Source organism: Lysinibacillus sp. RC79 (genome assembly GCF_041262405.1).
GTDB lineage: Bacteria > Bacillota > Bacilli > Bacillales_A > Planococcaceae > Lysinibacillus.
Window position 1 is genome coordinate 119,836 of the sequence record NZ_JBGCCD010000002.1, and the last position, 22,674, is coordinate 142,509.

Below are 22,674 nucleotides of genomic sequence, written 5' to 3' on the forward strand. Positions count from 1 at the left end.
AAATCAAACTTTAGCAACCAGTGTTTTTTGGTACGAAAGCAAAGCGGCAGCCACAACAGATGTACAATCGCCGACACTATTCTGATTGATTATGATGAGTAGCCCCAGCGTTCTCCTTTGACATACTTAAAATTTATTAAAGTTCTACGATATTGTTGATTGGAGTGGAAGGCTACTCGACTCCCGTGGGAAAGCGAGTAGCCTGGAACGGAAATCATCCCCCTCATTTTGCAAGAGCTATACTTTTATTTTCAACAAAAAACCTAGCTATCACATCTCGGATAGCTAGGTTAAGTTTGCTATATTAAACTATATATTTTTCTGCTTCAATTAATTTAACAGAAGCTTCGCGTTTCTTCGCGATTAAGTTGTATGGGTTGTTGCGAGTTAACTTACGTAGTGCAGACAATGTCATGCGTGCAGCATCGCCGTCTGCTGAAGCAAGAATCGTATCTTTTGCTTCTTTTTCAATTTCTGCAAATGCTTCTTGGCAGAAGATTTGAGTGTATAGTAATTTTTGATGAGCTTTTTCAGCACCGTCACGAGCAATCGCTTTTTCTGTACGCAATACAGCTGATTCCATAGCGAATAGTTGGTTTGCGATATTTGCAATATTCACCAATACTTCTTGCTCTTGATCAAGCTTCGCGCCGTAGCGTTGTGCTGCTAAACCTGCTGCTAATACAGCAATTTTCTTCGCATTTTTCACAAGATATTTTTCCTGTGCTAGAGGCTCTGTGCCTACATCTTCAGGCATTAGCATCAGAAGCTCCTGTTGTAAATTTTGAGCGACTTGAAGTAATGGCAATTCACCTTTTAATGCTTTCTTCATAAATGTACCTGGTACAATCATGCGGTTAATTTCATTAGTACCTTCAAAAATACGATTAATACGAGAATCACGATAAATACGCTCTACTTCGTATTCAGCCATAAAGCCGTAACCACCGTGTAATTGAACCGCTTCATCTGCAATGTAATCTAAAGTCTCAGAACCAAATACTTTAGCAATAGAACATTCAATAGCATACTCAGCAATTGCACCAGCAATCACTTTTCCTTGCTTTTGCTCTTCTGGGCTTAGCTGACTTAAACGGTCTTCAAATAAACCAACTGTACGATAGTTTAATGACTCAGACGCATATAATTGTGAAGCCATTGTCGATAATTTTTCTTTTGTTAGATTGAAATCAGACAGCTTCGTTTTAAACTGCTGACGTTGGTTTGTGTATTGAATGGCTAACTCTAATGCACGCTTCGAGCCACCAATTGTTCCAACCCCTAATTTATAGCGACCGATATTTAAAATATTAAAAGCAATAACGTGTCCGCGACCTACTTCACCTAAAAGGTTTTCTACAGGTACTTCTGCATCTTCAAGGATTAATGTACGTGTCGATGAAGATTTGATACCCATTTTTTTCTCTTCTGCGCCAACCGAAACGCCATTGAAGGCACGCTCTACGATGAATGCTGAGAATTTATCGCCATCAATTTTTGCATAGACAACAAATACATCTGCAAAGCCTGCATTTGTAATCCATTGCTTTTCACCATTTAAAATATAATGTGTCCCTGCATCATTTAACTTTGCAGTTGTTTTTGCACCTAATGCATCAGAACCTGAACCTGGCTCAGTTAATGCGTAAGCAGCAATTAATTCACCTGACGCAAGCTTGGGTAAATACTTTTGCTTTTGCTCTTCATTTCCGAAAAGTACGATTGGTAAAGAACCAATACCTACGTGTGCACCATGCGTAATAGAGAAGCCACCAGCAACTGACATTTTTTCTGCGATTAATGCAGAAGAAACTTTGTCTAACCCTAGACCTTCATATTCTTCAGGTACATCTGCGCTTAGTAAGCCGAGCTCACCTGCACTTTTTAGTAGACGAACCGAATGCTCAAATTCATGGTGTTCTAAATTTTCAACGACTGGTAACACTTCATTTGCTACATACTCTTCAGTTGTTTTAGCAATCATTTTATGCTCATCTGTGAAATCTTCTGGTGTAAATACACGATCTAATTCCACATCTTCAATAATAAATCCGCCGCCTTTAATGAAATCCGTTGTTTTTTCTGTCATTCTAAATTCCTCCCTATATATCTATTGTTAATAGCTTTTATCCCCAATATATAGAAAAGCTTGAAGCACTGTGTTCGGAGGCAACCGAAAACGCTGCACTCCAAGCTGATCTAGCAAAAATTATAGAATTTCAAATACTCCTGCAGCACCCATTCCGCCGCCAATACACATTGTCACGACACCATATTTCTTACCTTGACGCTTCAATTCATGGATAAGCTTTAATGTTAAAATGGCTCCAGTTGCACCAAGTGGGTGACCTACGGCAATTGCTCCACCATTGACATTTACTTTGTTTTGGTCGATGCCTAAATGACGTACGACCTGTAAAGATTGTGACGCAAATGCTTCGTTAATTTCCCATAAATCAATGTCATCAATTGCTAACCCGGCAATTTCAAGTGCTTTTGGTACTGCCACGATTGGTCCAATACCCATCACTTCCGGAGGTACACCACCAACTGCAAAGCCTAAAAACTTCGCCATTGGTGTAAGCCCTTGCTTTTCTGCTTCCTCACGATCCATCACAAGTACTGCTGCTGCACCATCAGAAGTTTGAGAGGCATTACCAGCTGTAACACTACCCTTTACATGGAAGGCTGGACGAAGCTTCGCTAAACCTTCTACAGATGCACCTGGACGTACACCTTCATCCATGCTAAACGTGAATTTTTTCACCTGTGGTTTGTTGTTATCGTCTACATAATGCTGTTCCACTTCGATTGGTACGATTTCATCATTGAATTTACCTTCTTTAATCGCTTTTTCTGCAAGCTCATGTGAACGCACAGCAAATGCATCCTGATCTTCTCTACTTACATTGTATTGACGTGCCACTTCCTCAGCTGTATGCCCCATCCCCATATAATATTGGGGCGCAGTTTCTGCTAGCGTTGGATTTAAACGAGGTGTATTGCCAACCATTGGCACCATACTCATCGACTCGACTCCACCAGCAAGAATCGCCTTAGAATGTCCTAGCATAATACGCTCTGCTGCAAAAGCGATTGCTTGTAAACCTGATGAACAGAATCTATTAATTGTCAGCGCTGGCGTTGTATCTGGTAATCCAGCAAGCGCTCCAATATTACGTGCTACGTTCATGCCTTGCTCAGCTTCAGGCATTGCACACCCTAAAATTAAATCGTCAATCGGACCTTCATAGCCCGCTCTTTTTAATGTTTCTTTGACAACAACCGCTCCAAAATCATCTGGTCTAACTGTTGCTAAAGAACCCTTTTTTGCTTTTCCAATCGGAGTTCGTGCTCCTGCTACAATAACGGCTTCACGCATCGTATTAATCCCCCTTTGTTTCATGTGCAAGTATGGTCACAGTCTTGAAATTAGTTACGCAGTGGTTTTCCCTTTAAAAGCATGTGCTGCATTCTTTGTTGAGACAACGGATCTGCAACTAAGCTTAGGAACGCCTCACGCTCAAGGTTTAATAGGTACTGTTCATCTACTAATGTGCCATATGGAACTTTACCACCAGCAATGACATACGCTAATTTTTTAGCGATTTTTAAATCGTGTTCACTAATATAGCCTGATTCAAACATTCCTTGCGCACCGATTAGTAGTGTACCGTAGCCTGATGCACCGACTACAGGAACTTTCGTAGGTACAGGTGCTTGATAGCCTGCCTCATAAAGCGCTAGTGCAGCTTGTTTTGCATCATATAGTTGGTGATCTGGGTTAACAGAAATCCCGTCAGCAAAGTTCAAGAAGTTATTTTCACGTGCTTCTTCGCCAGATGTTGCAACTTTTGCCATCGCAACTGTTTCAAATACTTTATTAGCAATATGTTGATAGTCTACCTCAACGCCATTTGGTAACCCTTTGATGAATTTTTGGTATAGTGCCTTATTACCGCCGCCGCCAGGAATTAATCCTACGCCGACTTCTACTAAGCCCATATACGTTTCCATCGTTGCTTGAATATGTGCAGCTGGTAAACAAACCTCTGCTCCTCCACCAAGTGTCATAGCGAAAGGTGCTGCCACAACAGGCTTGCGAGAATATTTAATCTTTTGCATTGCATCTTGGAATGCTTTAATAACGAAATCTAGCTCAAAAATATTATCATCCTGTGCTTCTACTAAAATCATTCCTAGATTCGCACCAACACAGAAGTTTTTCCCTTGGTTACCGATGACTAAGCCTTTATAGTTAGCTTCTACTTCATCGACTGCAAAGTTAATCATTTGAATAATGTCTAAGCCAATTGCATTTGATTGGGAATGGAATTCAAGTAATGCAATTCCGTCACCTAAATCTATTAAGCTAGCACCTGTATTTGATTTGATAACACCGTGCTTTTTCTTATAGCGTTTTAAGTTAATTTCCTTTTCATTAACTGGCACTTTTACATATTCAGAGCCATTATAATAGGCTAGGTCGCCGTCAATTTCCGAATAGAAAGTTTCAAAGCCGCTTGCTAACATATCTTTTACAAATGCCGGCACTTCACGACCCTCAGCCTCCATTTTAGCTACAGACTCTTTCACGCCAATTGCATCCCATATTTCAAATGGACCTTGCTGCCAGCCGAAGCCCCATTTCATAGCATTGTCAATCGCAACAATATCATCAGCAATTTCACCGTGTAGCTGTGCAGAGTAAATGAGTGTCGGAGCGAAGATACCCCATAATAACTCTCCTGTACGATCTTTTGCATATGTTAATGCTTTCACTTTATTTGCTAATCCACGAGTTTGTTTTGCCATTTCAATAGAAGGTGTTTTTAATTTTTTTGCTGGGCTATACTCTAGTGTGCCTGGATCAATTTCAAGGATCTCTTTACCTTGCTTTAAGAAGAACCCTTGACCTGATTTTGCTCCTAGCCAGCCGTTTGCAACCATTTTCTGTAGGAATTCTGGTACTGCAAATACTTGCTGCTCTTCACCAGTTGTTTGATCATAAACGTTTTTCGCTACATGGATAAATGTATCTAAACCAACAACATCCAACGTTCGGAAGGTTGCAGATTTTGGACGACCGATTAATGGACCTGTTACAGAATCCACCTCACCAACTGAATAGCCCTTCATCATTTCTTGTAAAGTAATTAGTAAACCGTACGTTCCGATACGGTTGGCAATGAAGTTTGGTGTATCCTTAGCAAGTACAACGCCTTTTCCAAGCACATCTTCGCCAAATGTTTTCATAAAGTTTACAACCTCTGGCGCTGTTGTGTTTGCCGGAATGACTTCAAGTAATTTTAAATAGCGTGGCGGGTTGAAAAAGTGAGTTCCAAGGAAATGCTTTTGAAAATCTTCTGAACGTCCTTCTGCCATTGCATCGATACTTATGCCAGAGGTGTTTGAACTAATAATTGTGCCAGGCTTACGTACAGCATCAACTTTTTCATATAGGTTTTGTTTAATCGCTAAATTTTCAACGACAACTTCTATAATCCAATCTACATCTTTTAATTTCTCTAAATCGTCCTCAAAGTTACCAACCGTTAGTAGTGATAAATTTTTCTTAGAAGTAAGTGGTGCTGGCTTTTGCTTTAATAGCTTTTGAAGAGCTCCGTTGACGATACGATTTCTTACAGCAGGATGCTCTAAGGAAAGACCCTTCGCTTCTTCCTCTTTTGTTAGTTCCTTCGGCGCAATGTCTAATAATAATGTTGGAATACCGATGTTTGCTAAATGTGCTGCAATTCCAGAGCCCATTACCCCAGAACCTAGAACAGCTGCTTTTTTAATGTTGTAAGTCACAAGCAATTCCCCCTTATTCTCCCATTGAATGAATAGCCATTCATTTTTTGACCAAAAAAATATCAAGTTTGCCTTAGCGTATTTTTGTCCAGATAATTTTAGGCATAATCTGTGACATACGACTGAGGCTTATCTCCGTCCAGCTACCATTGTAGTTTTTGAGGTAAATATTTTCCGCTGAATGAAGATAAAACTACTTTTTCTGTTTTTAGTGTAGATTATTTTGTTTAATTTAGCAATCATTTTCCTCCAATTATTTTTGCAATATATAACTTTTTTTGTTTTTTACGAGCGAAAATAAGACAATAAGTAGATATCGATTATTCCAAACAGAAAACTTTCAGGTTGCGAGAAAAATGTGTAGAATGGAAAGCAAGGAGAGTGAAATACTTATGAAAACAATTACAACTGCTGAACAATTTAATGAACTGATCTCTGGTGATCAAAAAGTTCTAGTGAAATTTTACGCTGGATGGTGCCCAGACTGCACACGCATGAATATGTTCATCGATCCAATTATCGAAGAGTACAACCAATTTGACTGGTACGAACTTAACCGCGATGAGCTTCCAGAAATTGCGGACAAATATGATGTAATGGGTATTCCAAGCCTACTAATTTTCCAAAACGGTGAAAAATTAGCACACTTACATAGTGCTAATGCTAAATCACCTCAACAAGTTACAGAATTCTTATCTGCTCAACAATAATTAGCTAGGCTAAAATAGCAAAGTTAATGTAGAAGAGTTACTAATCTGTGGCGAAAGCGAAGCGTCAGCCGCAAGTTACAAAATTCTTATCTGCAAAAACAGAGCTGCATTTCTTTTGGAAATGCAGCTCTTTTTAGAAAGGAGATTATGATGCGCCAGCCATTGTCGCTACTTGGAAAGTCCCAATATGATGCAGCCATTTCACCAAACTATCGTAATTCTGCATGTGGACCTACAACTGTACACGTAATCTTAAACTATTTTGAAGATCAAGCTCCTTCGGTAAATGTGCTTTATAAACTTCTCGGTGGCACGAAAATCGGATTATTCAAATGGCGTCTAATTCGCAATCTTCGCCGGCTACGTCCGACATGGAATATTCGCGATTGTACATTAAAGGAGGCTATGCAGGAAATCGATGCAGGTCGCCCTGTTGCCATACGCTTTGACCGCTATTTTAGCTTAAATTGGTGCGATAAAAAATCTGCCTTCGCCTATCATTGGGTGCCTCTCATTGGCTATGAAATACGAAATGATGAGTTATTGTTAATGTTCCATGATAATGGCGGTCCTAATCGTGAAAGTAAAATTCGAACGGCTCCTTTTAAAGATAATGAGAAAGTATTGAGCTTCGTAAAAATTACACCGAACTAAGTTAGGACGTGCCTGCAATGTTAGACACGCTCTTTTTTCATCAATAATTCAAGGCTTATTTACTGTTCTCAAGAATATCTTTTAGAATTTGTGCAAAAACATCTATTGTTCTATACGTTTCTTCCAGCGTATTTTCTATACCTCCAACTTCTAATAATACTGAATTATCGTGGAGATCTTGATTATAGGTATTTTGGGGATCGACCCCTTTTTCTATTACACCTATTGATAGTCCTGGATATAATTCTTCTAGTTGTTCATGAAGCTGAGTGGCAAATGTTTTATTCGTTTCATAGTTTCCACTCGTTTTTGATACGACAAATTTAATTCTTGCGTATTCTATCCCTTTAATTTCAATTGTGGAATCTCGTCTTTTTATAGAATCTCGATGTATATCAAAAACCATGTGAATACTGTCATTTTCAGCTAAAACTTTTTGTAAATTTTCCCGTGACACTTTATATGAATCCGGAAAATATAAACCTCTTCTTGCTAAGATTCCGGCTATATCAGTCTCATCATGTATCGAATTAATTTGCATTTCTTTTAATGCCCTACTTAACTCTTTACCTATCAATGTTACATTTTTAGTATCACTATACGGCGGCTGCTCTCTATACGCCTGCTGTTCAGGAAGCTCCGGGAAAAATGATTCCCTGTTATGTGATTGATAAATATATACCACAGGTTTCTTTTCTTCCATTGCATAAGACAATGACGCCCCTCCATCACTATGGGCTACCTCTGAAACTGTGCCACTTCCATTTAAGGAGATTAACCATGAAAAAATAAATGCACAAACTAAAACACTACTTGTAATCACAGAGAATTTTGTGAAGATTCTTTTTTTACCCATGCTTCGTGCTCGTTGTCTAAGAGTACTCTCAGTTGCAGAAACAAATTCCTTTCTAGGATGTTGAGGGTACATTTCTTTCAACATATCAAATAAGTCTTTTTCATTTTGCATTTGTCAAAACCCCCTCTATTTCAATATTCAGTTTTCTTTTAAGCTCTTTTAGGGCTCTGTGATAATCAACTTTTACTTTCGCCACACTACATTGAAGAATTTCCGAAGTCTCGTTTATGGAAAATTCATTAATACCTCGAAGAATGACTACTGCTCTGTAATTAGGTTTTAATTTAGCAATAGCTTCATGAATAAATTGTTTTAATTCTGTTACCTCAAATTCCTCATCAGGCTTCTTTTCATTCGAAGATAACTGATTAAAAAAACCGTCCTTAAATAGTGAGGCAAACCTTTTCTTTCTGTAGTGATCTATTGCTACATGTTTTGCGATTGAAAAAATCCATGTTTTTAAATGATAGTTGCCATTAAAATTCGATAACCCTTTTAATACCCGAATGAATACTTCTTGGGTCAAATCTTCAGCATCATTTTGATTTCCCGTAAAACAAACAAGAAATCTATAAACGTCTAAGTAATACAAATTGTAGATTTCAACTATTCTTGATTCTAAGTTATTTGAATCAATCAAGCTTTCCCCTCCTTTTACTTATTTGCTTATAATTCGTTTGAGGTTAGGAAAAGGTTACAAAAATGTATAAAGGTTCATCACCATAACGTGTGGTTGATTTCTGTTCCGACTGGGCGCTTTCCTGGGGGCGTCCGATGAGCCGCTTCACTCGCGTTGCTCGCTCCAGGGTCTCACCTGTGACGCTGATCCCCAAGGAGTCGCCCAGTCTCCACTCCAATCAACCTATATACATGAATACGTTTTAACAATGTCATCCCCAACTTATGGTGATGTGCCATTAAAAAAGCAGAGCATATTTCTATACTCTGCGTTGACGACCATGATGTTTGTTAATCAATTATGCCTCGGCATAATTGCGTCCGGAATCGGCTTTGTGCTTGCACAAAGAACTCCTTTCCAATTTCCGTGACATCCGCCGGAGGCTTTAACTTCTTTCAGCGGATGTTTGGACACCCGCTGAAAGAAGTTAAATAAGAGAATACAGTGAGCGTGCCTGCTTGGCGATTAATGTGTAGCCGCGTTCTTCTATTTCTTTGAACATTTGAGGCTCGTAATTAGGTAATACTAGGCTCGATAATTCTGCTTCGATTGGTACGTTCGTTTGAATTGTTGCAAGCTCGTGTGACAATTTTAGCATATCTAGATTCTCTTTAATTTTCGTGCGTTGACCAGGCTTTAATTCGTCTAATGACGTAAGAACTTTTTCGATAGAACCATATGTTTGAATTAACGTAAGTGCCTGCTTTGGTCCAATTCCCTTAACACCCGGGTAACCGTCACTCGTATCCCCCATAAAAGCTTTGACCTGTGCAAATTGAATAGGTTCGATGCCATATTCCTCTTGAAAGCGTGTATGCGTATAAACGTCATACTCTGTGTAGCCTTTTTTCGTAAAAGCAATTTCCGCGGACGGTCTTAAAAGCTGCAGTAAATCCTTGTCTCCACTAATTACTGTAATGTCTGCCTCATCCTGAAATTTTGTAACCATTGAGCCAATTAAATCATCTGCCTCCATCCCTTTAACACCGAAATTTTGCCAGCCAATTTGTTGAGATAAATTTTTCGCCATATCAAATTGTGGTAGCATTTCCTCTGGTGGTGCTGGACGATTAGCTTTATAGCCATCAAATAATTCGTTACGGAATGTATGTGCACCCATATCCCAACAAACAGCAAGATGGGTCGGCTTCATAATAGATTGTGCCGTCAATACATGACGCACAAATCCTTGGGCACCATTAGAAGGTGTCCCGTCCGTAAGGCGAATATAATGCCCCATCGCAGCAGACGCAAAAAATGAACGGAATAATAGCGCCATACCATCAACAATTAATAGTTTTGGTTTTGTTGTCATAATAAATAATCCTCTCTATAACAATACAATGATGTATTCATCATAATATATTAAGCATTGTTCTATTATAGCAAACTATCATCAAACTTCATTGTAAATATATACAAGCCATCATTCCACGTCTCATTGTATAATTATCTACTTATAGCGTTGCCTTTCTTTGAAATACGATTGCGGTAATCCAGTCGAATACCTGTTAGCCATTGTAAAAATGCTGTCACGCCCATCTTTACTGTTTCAGGGCGTAGGTCCCCCTCCTTTGGATCGGCGTAGACAAAGTCAATATGGCGGACCCCTTCATTTTCTCCAATGAGTTTTAGGATATCAAATAATTCATAGGCGGTTAATCCACCTGGTGATGCTGCAGGTACATCTGGGGCGAATATAATATCGAGTGCATCCAAATCTACTGATACATAAATACGATCCACCTCATACATAAGCTGACGAAGCATTTCGCGAATTGTTAATTGTATGCCATCACGACGCATCTGCTTTAACGTAATCATATGAATCCCTTGTTCTTTCGCGTAGTGAATCATTTCTGGCGAATTAAAAAAGCCATGTAACCCGACATTATAAACATGTTTCCCCTCTACAATCTCCGCTGCAATGAGCTGCTGTATTGGAGAATCCATAGCTAAACCAATTTCCTCCTGATTGCGGGCATCCAAATGCGTATCAATTTGAATAATCCCTATTCGCTCCTTTGGAAAAGCATTCTTTATCCCTTTTAGGGAGCAAGCTGTAATCGCATGATCTCCACCTATAAGACAGGTGAAGCTTTTAGAATATGCGGTGCTTAAGCTTTCTGCCGCAGCTTCTACAGCTGACTCAGAAAGCATTCTATCCGTCTCGTGGATGGCTACATCACCTACATCAACGACTGCCAACGAGCGCAAATCTACTTGCTCATCTAAATTATAGGATTGAAAGCTTGGCCAAGCCTTTCGAAATGCTGTTGGATACAACGCTTTTTGGGAGGGTTTACTAGCATACGATAATAAAGCACCATACAAAATAATATCTACATCATTTGGAAGTGGATTTTCTTTTTGCTTAATCCATTGATGCATAGCTGAACCATTTTCTTGCTTATACTGCCATTCTGGTTGAATAAACATGTTAACCGACCACCTTCATGCTATTTTTCTATAACTACTATAACGTAGGGTTGATTTCCGTTCCGACTGGGCGCTTTGTTGCTGTCGCTTCGCTTTCGCACAGAGCAAAGCTTCCTGGGGGCGTCCGATGAGCCGGATCGAAGTAAATTGCCCTATACTACTTTATTGTTCCTATAAATATACCTAGAGAAATATCTTCCACATTAATAGTACCATTAGTACATACATTTTCGTCAAAGTCCGGTATTTTCCCTCTTAATTTCTTAAAAAAACCACATACTCCATTTACCCCTTTAAACACAAAAAGTAGCAAACTAGGCAATTTTCTAGTTCGCTACTTTTTGTGGGTTTTGTTCACCCCTCTGATTATTAGTCTTCACCAATCGGGCTTTTGCGGGATAGAGTTTGGCAAAGCTCTGCGACCTCGTGCATCGTATAGCTTCGAAAATTATATTGATTACGTAATTCCTGATAATACTGTAAAAGTTCCTCAAGCATAGCTAAATTTTTTTCAATGTTCTTGCCAAAATTATGGGGGTGCCACCATAAATGATAAAAAGCTTTAGACCTTGCAGCTGCATGCATTCCCTCTTTAATACGTTTGATCTTTAAGCCTTCAAAAAATCGTAATGGACTACAATAGGGTCTTAAAAATGCACTTGAACGAATGTTAATAAAAGAATCCATTTGCATTTCTTCAAGCGTTACAAGATGATTTCCTGTTACATTAACATAGGTATCCAGCCATTTTTTTGCACCTAATAGACGACCTTTTTTCGTGAATTTTTGAGGATCGTACAACGGATGTTTTTCATTTCCTCGATAACATACAAATCCTACGTCCTGACATGCTGAGAAATATGCTTCGTTCACTTGATTACGCGGAAATACAATCGATTTCATCGGTGCGATATTTTCTTCACAAATCATTGCAGTAGCATGTAAATCTGCACGAAAATTTGCTTCAGTTTGTCCATTTTCTAAACAGTAAAAATGTGAAAACGTATGACTTCCTATTTCTTGATGTGGCGTACATTTAATCTTCTCAATTAAAGATTTGCCGAAATGTAAGAGATCCTCCTGCTCATTTTCTCCTACTTTTGCAAGTTGTGTATGAGCTGCATAGTGCATGTTTTTATATTTTATTGGGATACCTCTTAAATAGTGAGCCATTTCTGCTTTTGTATCTGCAAACAATAGACCCACTGTGGCCCAAGTCGCATGAATGCCATATAATTCAAACAACTCTAGTATTTTAGGCAACGCTTCACGTACGCCATATAAATTTTTATTGTATTGTCCGTACTTAAATACATCGTGGACACCCCAATTTAGCTCAAAATCCAATGATATGACAAGACCTCCACGATTTACTTCAATTACTACTTCCTCCATTTTTGCACGCCCAGTAACAGTGCACGTATTTTTGATTGGGTAATGTAGCCGGAGTATACATCGACAACTTGTCCACCGAAGCCTTGCTTAAATGCACGAACATTTTGATCATCTGTCAGTTTCCCCATATCATATAAAACAAAGCCTTGCTCCTTTAAATGCAATAAATTGTGCCAAAGTAAGAATCGATTTGCATAACGAACTGGTCTTTTTAAATGCTCTGGCATCGATTGTGAATGACAAGTCGCTACATAATAGGACATCGCTTTATTAGCGTATACAATATCGAGTCTATAGCATAGTGTTTGTCCACAAATACTGCGAATCTCAGACAACCATAGCGCTCCTTTATTTTTTAAGAGCGTAATAGCTTCCATTTGAGACTTACTAATTAGCTCGAGTTTTTTCCTTTTTGCGAAGTTATTATAAAACTGTTGAAAGGCTCGTAAATTTTCATCTGATGGTTCTTTATAAATAAAAACTTGATAGGACTCTTTTTGTGCACGACGAAGAATTTTTCGATTACTTTCTGAAAGAGCAAGATACAATGACGATTCACTATCTGTAAGGTGAATATGAACCGTTTCACTTTTGACAAGCTTACGGCTCGGTACAAGTGAATTTGTATATCCAATAACCTTCATTGATTTTCTAACATTTGCTGGCTTCTCTACAAAATAAAAATGCTGCATTGCGATATTCCATCGCTTACTTTTAATGGACAGAATGAACATCGCCCCCACTCTCTGTGTATTTTTCTACATGATTTCGCTCATAACGAGCACATTTAAAATGTTTCATTCGAGAAATACGTTTATAGCCTAGCTGCAATAATCGTTTACGCTTTCGCCATTGCCAAAAGCTTGCAGTAACCCAAAGTGTTTGTGCAGGTTTCATTTTTTGGAAAAAGGCTGTGATAATATCGATATTTTTATAAGCATCATAGGTTAAAAAATATGTCTGCTTTGGCAATGCTTCAACAATTTGCAATTCATCTACACGCCAGTTCATCGCATGTAACGCAAACGCAGGCTTATTCGTTGCTGCAAAAGAATCTTTATAAATGGTGTATCCCTTATAAAATAAAGAAATAACCTCTTCCTCATCGAGTTGCATCGCCTCCTGTATCGACAGCTCCTCAAACAAATCTCCTACAGGTCGATGCGGTGTAACACTATCTGACGGGGATAATTCATACAAATCCACTTGCTTAAAACGAATAAATTTTTCTACGAATAGTTGTCCATATTCTAGCCAATCTTTTACTTTTCCATACTTTACTAAGTAACGTAATTGACCTAAAGTATTGCGTTTCCATTCCACGACACGATGATTGCCTTTTAAAAATTCCTTGAGTCGTTCCTTCAGTGTAAAACGACCCGCCAATAGCTTTGCACGCTTCGTTCCACTGCTTACGAGCATACGCCTTGTAAAATCAATATTAGAGCGCCAATCGAACTTATACGGCTCATAGCCAATACTCATATCGAACAAGTGATAGTTTTCTGAATAAGTTCGTTTGATGATTTCCTGATTCACTAATCTACCCGGTCCAAATATATTAAATGTCGGCTCATGGGCAAGTGCATAAGTTACATAACGTCCTCGACAGCATATTCCGTAGGTGAAGGCAATCCATTGGTCTTCAAAAACAAGTGCATCTACCTCCACTTGTAATGCCTCCCCTTTAAGGAGCGCTAACCGTTCGAAAAAATCCTTTTTCTTACCTTTCGTAAAATCACTTGTGTCTATCTTTTTTGCCCATCGTCGATCAAATAATCTAAACATTTGCCAAAGCTCGCCTTGCGAAGGGATTTTCCTCATTAATGAGCCTAATTTTCGTAGCTTCCGTTCTCTTCTATCTACACCATGCATTTTTCTACGTTGATTGAAATAGTTATGGAAATCTATTTCGTGAAAGGCAAGATACGGAGTCACTACACGAAAAATACTCGGGCGTAACTGCCTTTCAACAAAATATTGCTCAATGACCTTTGTAGAGTCTTTGCTTTCCAATAATCCATGAAACGAAAATAGTAGATGTTTATACTTTTCAATGAGCTGATCAAAAACAAAGTTCGTAGCGGGCAACAGCCATTCTTTTTTCGCTACAACACCTGAATAATTCGCAATATTTTCTCCCGCAAAGGCATAAATTCGTACTCCCCATCGAAGTCGAACTAAAAAGGGGAAAAAGGCAATAATAGTACCTTTTTCTTCAACAGCATAGAGCTCAACACGCTCTCTTCGCCCAACAATTTGCCACCAGTTATAAAACCAAGCAAATTCTATAAATGGATTATCATTGACCTCCGCTGCTAAAATTTCATCCCAAATATCCTTATACCACATAAGCTCATCATCAGTTCGAATGCGAATTAATTGCAAATTAATCACCTTTCTTAGCCGACTTTAATACAGCCTGTTCGTAGACAAATAAAGTTTTCTGATACATTGGTAGAAACGTAAAATTCCTTAAAAAGCGACGTTCACTTGCGTCCCCCATTTTTTGACGTAAGCTCTCATCCATTAACAATTGTTTAAGCCTTTTCTTTAGTCGATCTTTATCATCTCGATTAATTAAAAATCCATTCTCATTATCAGAAACTAATTCATTGACACCACCTACATTCGTGGCGATAATTGGAAGTCCCGCTCGCATTGCTTCAATAATGGAAATCGGTAAGCCCTCCCAATCTGATAACAAGACAAATAAATGACTTTCCTCAAGTAAAGATGTGACATCTAATTGATTGCCCAAAAATGAGACACGATCCGTTAAGCCTTTATCGGCAACGAATTTTTCCAAACTAGGACGAAATGAGCCATCACCTATCAATTGCAGGCGCCAAGGTACATCAGAAAGCTCCGCTAAAGTCTCTAGCAATAAATCCTGTCTTTTTGGCACTTCAAAACGAGCAACCATCACAATTAATGGATGCTCCTCATTCTCTTTAATAGGTGCTTCTCGCTTCTCTATTTGGTCGATGCCATTATGAATCGTCAACATTTTATGAGCAGGAGCAATTTTTTTCGTTAATGCTAGCTTGCGATCATATTCAGATACCGTAATAATTTTAGCTGTTAGCGGCTGAACCGATTTTTCCATTCGACTATACAGCCTCTTTTTTTTATGCGGTACGCCTTCTGTAAAACTCCAACTATGGGCCGTAAAAACAGTTGGAATGCTTAAAATCCTACCAACTACACGACCAATTGCGCCCGCCTTCGATGAATGTGCTGCAATAATATCTGGTTGTATTTTTTTAAATGAAGCTCTTAATTGCCAAAAGGTTTGTAAATCCTTTTTTAGGTGAATCGCTCGCTGCATGGCTGGGATACTGATCACATCAATTTTTTCTTCTTGAAAGCGCCACAGTGAAGGATCATAAAGGCCTGTTACAATGGTTACCTCGTGCCCATCTTGCTTTAATTTTATAGCAAGTGCCTCCACATGCTTTTGCGCTCCGCCAATTTTATCCATACGTGTAATAAGCTGAACGATCTTCAGTACCTAACACTCCTTAATTTTTAATAAGCACCTGTTCTCGCTAACACTACGTAAAGTGTTTTGATGATAATCTTAAAATCCATCCAAATGGAATGATTATCAACGTATTCTAGGTCATATGAAATTTTTTGCCCGTGAGAAATATTAGAGCGGCCGTTAATTTGAGCAAGCCCTGTTAAACCTGGCTTTACTTCTAAACGTCGTGCCTGTAAAGTGTTATAAGCATTTGTGATGGTTGGAACTTCTGGTCGTGGTCCAACAATACTCATATCTCCTTTTAAGACGTTAATGAGCTGTGGAATTTCATCAATACTTAACTTCCGAAGAACGGCCCCAACCTTCGTGATTCTTATATCCTGTTCAGTTTTAAAAAAATAATCATCCGGAATTCCATCTGCACACATAGTAGGCATATTCACTGGAACTGCCTGTATGGTCATTGTCCGTAGCTTCCAAATAACAAAGCGCTGATGATCCTGTCCAGTACGGATTTGTTTAAAAAAAACAGGGCGGCCTGTGCCAATAAGAAGAATGAGGAATACTACCAACATAAGAGGAATGGTTATGAAAAGTAATAGGAGTGCCCCCGCAATATCAAAAATTCTTTTTCCGTACTGACTATAAAATTTAATAGTCTGAGCTGACTGCCCGTGCAATACATCATCCTTTGCATTTTTTTAGCACTTAATTTTATATATTCATTTGGGACATTTATAGAACTACTTTTGATAAAGCAATTTCATAATAATATGTAAAAAAAGAGGCATATCTCCATAACAAATGTCGCCCCTAACTTTTAGTGATGAGTCAAAAAAGGAGTTATTTCAAAATCATTTTTGAATAACTCCCAATATTATTATATTCAGCCATTAATGGAAATGTTCCTTTTTACCCTTGTATAATTTGCACATCGCATGTAATTTGAACATTTCCTTTTAATGCCTTACTAATCATACACGTTTGTTCTGCCTTCTCAGCTAGTCGATCAATTCTTTTTTGTTCTCGCTCAGATAAATTTTGTACAACAATTCTTGGCTTATGTACGATTTTCTCATAAGTAAAAACACCATTCGTGACATCAACAAAACCTTCAGCTTGCATAGACAAATCCAACACAGCAATCTTCGAATTTTCAAGTAACGTAGCCAATGTAATCAAATAACAAGTTGCTGCCGCTCCAAGCAGCATTTCATCAGGATTTGTCCCAATCCCTGGTCCATTCATTTCTTGGGGAATAGAAATTTTCGTATTTAGATTGTCCGCAACAATATTCCCCGTCCCATTTCTCCCCTCCGACCATTGTAAATTCATACTAAATAAATGTTGAACCATAATTAAACCCTCCTTTTGATTATGTGGTTATGGATTAGAGCGGTTGCCTGGCGACCTGAGCAGTTCTGCACCATATCCGAGCAGTTTTCGGGGCTACCCGAACAGTTCTCCACCCTACCTGATCAGTTTTCGGGGTTACCTGAGCGGTTCTACGCTCTACCCGATCAGTTTCATGGTTACCCGATGAGTTCTCCACCCTAGCCGATCAGTTTTCAAGGTTCCTGAGCGACTCTACGAACTACCTGATAAGTTTTCGAGGTTACCCGAGCAACTCTTCGCACTACCTGAGCAGTTTTTGAGGTTACCTGAGCAGTTCTACGCTCTACCCGATCATTCCTCAGTCGGAACGGAAATCAACCCCAAGTTATGGCGATGAGGCATTTACCATGAAAAACAATTAGTACTTACAAAATTAAATAATACTTTAATTTTACCATTTTGAAATTTAAAAAATTGATATGTTTATATAGTTAAAAAACACCTTTCTTCCCACGGCATAAAGAATTATCAATGCAATAATGAAACAACAATTATTTAAGAAAAACAGGAAAACTGATTTTATGGTAGAATAGAAAAAACAATTCTTTAGGAGATTTTAAAAATGATTTTAACAAAGCAACAAGCAATACAAGCACTTAAAAAGAATAAATTTATCGGTTTTACTATTAAAACAGGAAATATTATTATAAAAAAAATGAATAAAACCGATTATAATATTTTCGTATTTGAAGAGGGCAAAGATAAACCAGTGCGCTATGTAGGTTCTATTATGAACGTGATGTCGACAATGAGCGACAAAGCTTCTAATAAGGATTTTGTCATTGTGGAGACTCTAAATAAAGATGAGGCTAAATCTGTAGAGAAAGATGCAGTCAAAGAAGTAGCTGAATCTGTAGAGAAAAATGCAGTCAAAGAAGTAGCTGAGTCTGTAGAGAAAAATGAAACGAAAGAAGCTGCTAAGCCTGTAGAAAAAGATGCAGTCAAAGAAGCAAAGAAAGAAAAAGCAGAAAAAACAGCTGACTTCGATGAAGAAAGACGTGCCATTTCAGGTTACGAGGGCTTATATGATGTTACAGCGAGCGGTCGAATCATTACAGTGCGCGAAAATCGTCCATTAGCTCGATGCAACGATGAATATGGTTTCCATATTGTTCGACTAACAAAAGAAGGTACTGCTTCAAGTCACAATGTATTTGAACTTTGGAAGCAGGCATACCCAGAACTTGAACAAACTAATTTTAAAGGTGCCTTAAAAGCAAAATATGGTACAGGCTGCAAGCTAACTGATAAACCAGGTGTACACTTTTAATTTCTTTCAGCAGATCTCTTTTGTCCCGAAAGCGTAGCGACAGGTACAGGTGTCCAAACATCCGCTAAAAGAAATTGACATAAAAAATCCTCAGCGTCACTTTATAGACGCTGGGGATTTTTAAGTAAACATTGGTAAAAGCGCTAATTGCCATAGATGGTCAATATTTTGCCCTTGTGATTGAAGGTATTTTAACCAATTGTTTTCTTGGCGATATACCTTTTTCTTGTTAAATAATTGAATTATTTTTATTCTCTCTACCTTTTTAAATCCTAACTTTACTAGCTTTCTACGTCTTTTTCCTTCATACCAATGAACGGATGTACAGACGGCTCTTCCTTCCTCCTGCACTTTAGCAACGATATCGGACAATTGACAATTATTTTCTTTAATGTAGGAAACATCAGATCGAAGTTTGTGTGTGAATCCAATTTCTTCTTCATATAATAGTTGATCATGTCTTAAAAAAGCTATTTCGTTCGCGCTATTTCTAAAGATCCGATAGCCCTTATGATAGTTTGAAACATAATTAGCACGCCCCCTATATGTCATCACGTCCTGAATAAACATTTCATTAAAACTGGATGAATTTTGACCTTGATCTTTCTCGGAAACATAAATATCAAAAATATGAACAGCTATCAAACGATTAATTCCCTTTTTGAAAGAATGAAACCAATCCTTTAGACGAGCATTTTTTAAAAAATAGCGTAGTTCCCCTAATCGATCTCGTTTCAATTTTACGAGCTGATGATTATTCGTTAACTGACCTTTCAATCTGTCCCGCAAAATTATTATCAGTCGTAAAATACGTTCTCTTTTACCTTTTGTACTCATCACAAATCTTCTTGAAAAATCAATATCTGTATACCACTCAAACTTGTAGGGCTCATAACCACTGCCAAAATCATAGAAACGATAGTTCGAAGCATGTGCTTTGAGCATATTTTCTCGTTCTATTAAACGACCGGGTCCAAACATATTGAAATCAGGTTCATGTCCCATCGCTTGACAAAAGTTTCGATCTCTACAGCAAATATCGATAGTAAAGCCAATCCAATATCCCTCAAATTGGAGACTATCTACTTCTACTCGTAACGCGTTACTTTTCTCTTTAATCAAACACTCAAAAAAGCGTCTCGTTTGTTGTTCTGTAAACCCACTTTTATCGATTTTCTTCTGCCATCTTCTCTCAAACAAGTCAAACATGCCGGCTATTCTTTCACGATGTACCTCTTGAAAAGTTACGAACCCAAGCGCCTTTAACTTTTTTTCACGCCGGTGAATCGATTTAAATTTTTTTCTATACTTATGAAGAAAATCCTCAAGTTTTATAGAATAAAAATCAATATAAGGAGTAACCGTACGTAAAATAGAATGAGGCATCTGATGCTCTATTGCATATTTTTCTAATATTTGAGATGTATTTTTACTTTCTAATAAGCCATGTAGGTCTAAAATAAACCGTTCATATTTCCAAGAAAGCTCCTTTAGTAAATATTCAATCGATGGTTCCTTCCATTGCTTCAATGCTATTACTTCCATATAAGTAGCAAACCCCTGTCCTAAAAAAGCAAAATGATGTATACCACCAATTCGTTGACAACGAACAAATGGGAAAAATGATACTGCCATACCTTTATGTTCGACTATGTAAATCTCTACATTGTCATTCACACCTAATGTCGTCCACCATGTCGAAACCCATTCAAACTCAATGAACGGATTATTATTTTTTTCACGTTCTAGTATCTCTGACCAAGTACTTTTATAGGACTCTAACTCTTCCATCGTTGTTACGAGTCTATAAGATAGCACGTGCATAATCACTCCTTTTTATAACTCATAAAAATTATCAATTTAACGCTCATCAACATGACCCTGGGGTTGATTTCAGTTCCGACTAGACACTTTCCTGGTGGCGTCAGCCTTCACTCCAATCAACTTATATACATGGCTTACGTTTTTAACAAATGTCTCCCTCCACTTTCGGTGAGGAGCGAATTTAACACTTTAATAGCTACTATATTCATAGCTACTTATCATTAGACCCCCCTAAAATCATCCAACTAAAAAACCTTAGTCTAGAAAATTACTAAACTTAGGTCGTAGAACATCTTTATACCTCTAGTATTGTCAATTCTTCCTTTTTAACTACATTTGCCATATGCGTTGTAGCAATATAGCTTAATGTCATACCAGGTCCTAATGTTGCACCTGGTCCTGGATAGGTTTCGCCCATTATAGAGGCTGAACAATTTCCCGATGCATACAACCCTTCAATTGCCGTACCGTCTGCCTTTACAACGCGAGCATGCTCATCTACCACTAAGCCCCCCTTAGTCCCGATATCTCCCGGATATAAACGAAGTGCATAAAATGGTGCATTATTAAGCTCTGCTAAGTTTGGATTCTTCAATGTAGGATCTCCATAATAATTATCATAGGCACTATCTCCTCGGTGGAAATCTTCATCACGACCATTACGAGCAAAGGTATTGAAGCGTTCTACAGTTTCCACTAAGTTTTCTGGGGGAACATTCATTTGCTCTGCAAGCTCTTCAAGTGTTTGTGCACTTTTCACGATGCCGTTATCAAACCAACTTTTTGGAAAAGCTTGTCCTGGGAATAGTCCTGTGAAAATGTAACGACTTTTTGCCGTTGCATCGATCAATATCCAAGAAGGTATAGCGTTGTTTGTTTTTTGATAGTGAATATGCATATTGTCTACAAATTCATGATAAGGTGCCGCTTCATTTAAATAACGTTTCCCAGCACTATCCACAACCATCATATTAGGAACTCCGCGGTCTGCAACAAGGAAGAAAGGTTGCCCTTGTGGATCAATAACAGAAGGTGCTCCCCATACTTTATCCATTAAATCTAGTATCGCCCCTATTTTCACGCTTGGCTCGATAATATCTCCTGTTTGTCCTTCTGGTGTAGAAGTCCATTTTGCGTTTGTTGGTGCTGGCAAATATTTTTCACGATATGCTTGATTATGAGAAAAACCACCTGAAGAAAGGACTACCCCTCGCTTTGCCTCGATACGCATCTCCTGTCCATCTCGTTCAACTAGGATACCAGTCACCCGATTATTTTCAACGATAAAATCTTTAAATGCAGTTGAGATCCACAGCTCTCCATTCGCTTCTGCAAGTGATATCCGTAAACGGGCTATTAGTGCTTCCCCCAATGCAACAGGCAGACTTCCTGTAACTTTCGACTTCACCATTCGTATGCCTAATTTTAACGCAGTTGTTTTCCCTTTTGTCGTGCGTCTAACCATATTTACCTTATGAAATTCATAGCTATTCATCGTAAAGCCTTTAGTAGACATTGTTGAACGACGCATCGTATCTGCTAATGCCCCCATTTTCTTTAAATCAAAAATAAGTGGCTCAATTGACCGTCCTTGAGGTAAGCCACCTGGTTTTTCAGGATAATAATCTGAATAACCTTTAGCATATTGGAAACGCATATGCCTAGTATGATTATTTAAAAACTTTAACATTTCTGGTCCTCGTTTAATATAAGCTTCCTTTAAAGCCTCTGGTACACGATCACCAATGGTTGAATCTAAGTATAAACGCGCTAGTTTATGTGTATCAGGAACACCCTCACCCTTAATCACATGATTATTTGGAATCCATAGTGCTCCGCCGGACAAGGCAGATGCCCCACCATAACGCTCTGTCTTTTCAATGACTAATGATTTCATACCCTGTAACTTTGCTGTCAGACCTGCTGTTAACCCTGCTGCCCCTGAACCTACTACTACCACATCATAACTCGCATCCCATTTCATACTTACATTCCTCACCTTCATTAGTAGTTACTAAATCAATGAATCTGGTATTACTACTAAAGAGTATAGAATTTAACTAATATTCAGTCAATTTAATACCACTGTAATTTGTGGTTGATGTCTATTCCGTTTCGATTACCCAGATTTCGATAATAAAACCCCTAAAA

Annotated in this window: 18 protein-coding genes; 3 read left to right on the top strand and 15 right to left on the bottom strand. The window is 38.3% G+C overall.

Features of this window, described 5'->3' with window-relative positions:
• Positions 1–304: 304 nt before the first annotated feature.
• From ABH968_RS02835 to ABH968_RS02845, 3 genes are all read right to left on the bottom strand, one after another.
• Positions 305–2,089, bottom strand: a complete 1,785-nt coding sequence (locus ABH968_RS02835) for an acyl-CoA dehydrogenase family protein (RefSeq protein WP_370042362.1) — start codon at positions 2,087–2,089, stop codon at positions 305–307.
• Positions 2,090–2,209: 120 nt separating this feature from the next.
• Positions 2,210–3,382, bottom strand: coding sequence for an acetyl-CoA C-acetyltransferase (locus ABH968_RS02840; RefSeq protein ID WP_370042364.1), 1,173 nt, complete (start codon positions 3,380–3,382; stop codon positions 2,210–2,212).
• 50 nt (positions 3,383–3,432) lie between these two features.
• The gene (locus ABH968_RS02845) at positions 3,433–5,814 is read right to left on the bottom strand and encodes a 3-hydroxyacyl-CoA dehydrogenase/enoyl-CoA hydratase family protein (RefSeq protein WP_370042365.1); all 2,382 of its coding nucleotides are present in this window, start codon (positions 5,812–5,814) and stop codon (positions 3,433–3,435) included.
• Positions 5,815–6,179: 365 nt separating this feature from the next.
• Here ABH968_RS02845 and ABH968_RS02850 point away from each other — a divergent pair, with 365 nt between their 5' ends.
• Together ABH968_RS02850 and ABH968_RS02855 are read left to right on the top strand one after the other, a co-directional pair.
• A complete protein-coding gene (locus ABH968_RS02850) occupies positions 6,180–6,524 on the top strand; it encodes a thioredoxin family protein (RefSeq protein WP_370042673.1) in 345 nt (114 codons plus the stop codon).
• Between the two features lie 150 nt (positions 6,525–6,674).
• A complete protein-coding gene (locus ABH968_RS02855) occupies positions 6,675–7,178 on the top strand; it encodes a C39 family peptidase (RefSeq protein ID WP_370042675.1) in 504 nt (167 codons plus the stop codon).
• A 55-nt stretch (positions 7,179–7,233) separates the two neighbouring features.
• On the opposite strand, the gene spoIIP is transcribed toward ABH968_RS02855, so the two are convergent.
• The 10 genes from spoIIP to ABH968_RS02905 all read right to left on the bottom strand — a co-directional run bounded on the left by spoIIP (position 7,234) and on the right by ABH968_RS02905 (position 17,390).
• Complete coding sequence (gene spoIIP, locus ABH968_RS02860; RefSeq protein ID WP_370042367.1) at positions 7,234–8,145, bottom strand: stage II sporulation protein P; 912 nt, start codon at positions 8,143–8,145, stop codon at positions 7,234–7,236.
• On the bottom strand, positions 8,135–8,674 hold the full coding sequence (locus tag ABH968_RS02865; RefSeq protein WP_370042368.1) for an RNA polymerase sigma factor: 540 nt from the start codon (positions 8,672–8,674) through the stop codon (positions 8,135–8,137). The genes spoIIP and ABH968_RS02865 overlap by 11 nt, the downstream gene beginning before the upstream one ends.
• A gap of 466 nt (positions 8,675–9,140) precedes the next feature.
• Positions 9,141–10,028 (bottom strand): 5'-3' exonuclease, encoded by an 888-nt coding sequence (locus ABH968_RS02870; protein WP_370042370.1) that lies wholly within the window; start codon positions 10,026–10,028, stop codon positions 9,141–9,143.
• A 134-nt stretch (positions 10,029–10,162) separates the two neighbouring features.
• Complete coding sequence (locus ABH968_RS02875) at positions 10,163–11,152, bottom strand: agmatinase family protein (protein ID WP_370042372.1); 990 nt, start codon at positions 11,150–11,152, stop codon at positions 10,163–10,165.
• A gap of 369 nt (positions 11,153–11,521) precedes the next feature.
• Positions 11,522–12,547, bottom strand: coding sequence for a polysaccharide deacetylase family protein (locus tag ABH968_RS02880; protein WP_370042373.1), 1,026 nt, complete (start codon positions 12,545–12,547; stop codon positions 11,522–11,524).
• A complete protein-coding gene (locus ABH968_RS02885; protein WP_370042375.1) occupies positions 12,535–13,281 on the bottom strand; it encodes a hypothetical protein in 747 nt (248 codons plus the stop codon). The genes ABH968_RS02880 and ABH968_RS02885 overlap by 13 nt, the downstream gene beginning before the upstream one ends.
• Positions 13,262–14,935, bottom strand: a complete 1,674-nt coding sequence (locus tag ABH968_RS02890; protein WP_370042376.1) for a GNAT family N-acetyltransferase — start codon at positions 14,933–14,935, stop codon at positions 13,262–13,264. The genes ABH968_RS02885 and ABH968_RS02890 overlap by 20 nt, the downstream gene beginning before the upstream one ends.
• Position 14,936: 1 nt before the next feature.
• A complete protein-coding gene (locus ABH968_RS02895; RefSeq protein ID WP_370042378.1) occupies positions 14,937–16,031 on the bottom strand; it encodes a glycosyltransferase family 4 protein in 1,095 nt (364 codons plus the stop codon).
• A 47-nt stretch (positions 16,032–16,078) separates the two neighbouring features.
• The gene (locus ABH968_RS02900; RefSeq protein WP_370042380.1) at positions 16,079–16,714 is read right to left on the bottom strand and encodes a sugar transferase; all 636 of its coding nucleotides are present in this window, start codon (positions 16,712–16,714) and stop codon (positions 16,079–16,081) included.
• A gap of 232 nt (positions 16,715–16,946) precedes the next feature.
• Positions 16,947–17,390, bottom strand: coding sequence for an SACOL1771 family peroxiredoxin (locus ABH968_RS02905; protein ID WP_370042382.1), 444 nt, complete (start codon positions 17,388–17,390; stop codon positions 16,947–16,949).
• 601 nt (positions 17,391–17,991) lie between these two features.
• Between ABH968_RS02905 and ABH968_RS02910 the strand changes: the two genes are divergently transcribed.
• Positions 17,992–18,699, top strand: coding sequence for an NUMOD4 domain-containing protein (locus tag ABH968_RS02910; protein ID WP_370042384.1), 708 nt, complete (start codon positions 17,992–17,994; stop codon positions 18,697–18,699).
• A 120-nt stretch (positions 18,700–18,819) separates the two neighbouring features.
• On the opposite strand, the gene ABH968_RS02915 is transcribed toward ABH968_RS02910, so the two are convergent.
• Positions 18,820–20,517, bottom strand: a complete 1,698-nt coding sequence (locus tag ABH968_RS02915) for a GNAT family N-acetyltransferase (protein ID WP_370042385.1) — start codon at positions 20,515–20,517, stop codon at positions 18,820–18,822.
• 301 nt (positions 20,518–20,818) lie between these two features.
• Complete coding sequence (locus ABH968_RS02920; protein ID WP_370042387.1) at positions 20,819–22,507, bottom strand: FAD-binding protein; 1,689 nt, start codon at positions 22,505–22,507, stop codon at positions 20,819–20,821.
• Positions 22,508–22,674: the final 167 nt, after the last annotated feature.

Excerpts from the sequence above, each read along its gene's own strand:
- ABH968_RS02850 (WP_370042673.1), top strand. The coding sequence starts at position 6,180 with ATGGAAAGCAAGGAGAGTGAAATACTTATGAAAACAATTACAACTGCT.
- ABH968_RS02885 (WP_370042375.1), bottom strand. The coding sequence starts at position 13,281 with ATGTTCATTCTGTCCATTAAAAGTAAGCGATGGAATATCGCAATGCAG.
- ABH968_RS02835 (WP_370042362.1), bottom strand. The coding sequence starts at position 2,089 with ATGACAGAAAAAACAACGGATTTCATTAAAGGCGGCGGATTTATTATT.
- spoIIP (WP_370042367.1), bottom strand. The coding sequence starts at position 8,145 with ATGCAAAATGAAAAAGACTTATTTGATATGTTGAAAGAAATGTACCCT.
- ABH968_RS02840 (WP_370042364.1), bottom strand. The coding sequence starts at position 3,382 with ATGCGTGAAGCCGTTATTGTAGCAGGAGCACGAACTCCGATTGGAAAA.
- ABH968_RS02910 (WP_370042384.1), top strand. The coding sequence starts at position 17,992 with ATGATTTTAACAAAGCAACAAGCAATACAAGCACTTAAAAAGAATAAA.
- ABH968_RS02855 (WP_370042675.1), top strand. The coding sequence starts at position 6,675 with ATGCGCCAGCCATTGTCGCTACTTGGAAAGTCCCAATATGATGCAGCC.
- ABH968_RS02905 (WP_370042382.1), bottom strand. The coding sequence starts at position 17,390 with ATGGTTCAACATTTATTTAGTATGAATTTACAATGGTCGGAGGGGAGA.
- ABH968_RS02870 (WP_370042370.1), bottom strand. The coding sequence starts at position 10,028 with ATGACAACAAAACCAAAACTATTAATTGTTGATGGTATGGCGCTATTA.
- ABH968_RS02920 (WP_370042387.1), bottom strand. The coding sequence starts at position 22,507 with ATGAAATGGGATGCGAGTTATGATGTGGTAGTAGTAGGTTCAGGGGCA.
- ABH968_RS02875 (WP_370042372.1), bottom strand. The coding sequence starts at position 11,152 with ATGTTTATTCAACCAGAATGGCAGTATAAGCAAGAAAATGGTTCAGCT.
- ABH968_RS02895 (WP_370042378.1), bottom strand. The coding sequence starts at position 16,031 with ATGGATAAAATTGGCGGAGCGCAAAAGCATGTGGAGGCACTTGCTATA.
- ABH968_RS02880 (WP_370042373.1), bottom strand. The coding sequence starts at position 12,547 with ATGGAGGAAGTAGTAATTGAAGTAAATCGTGGAGGTCTTGTCATATCA.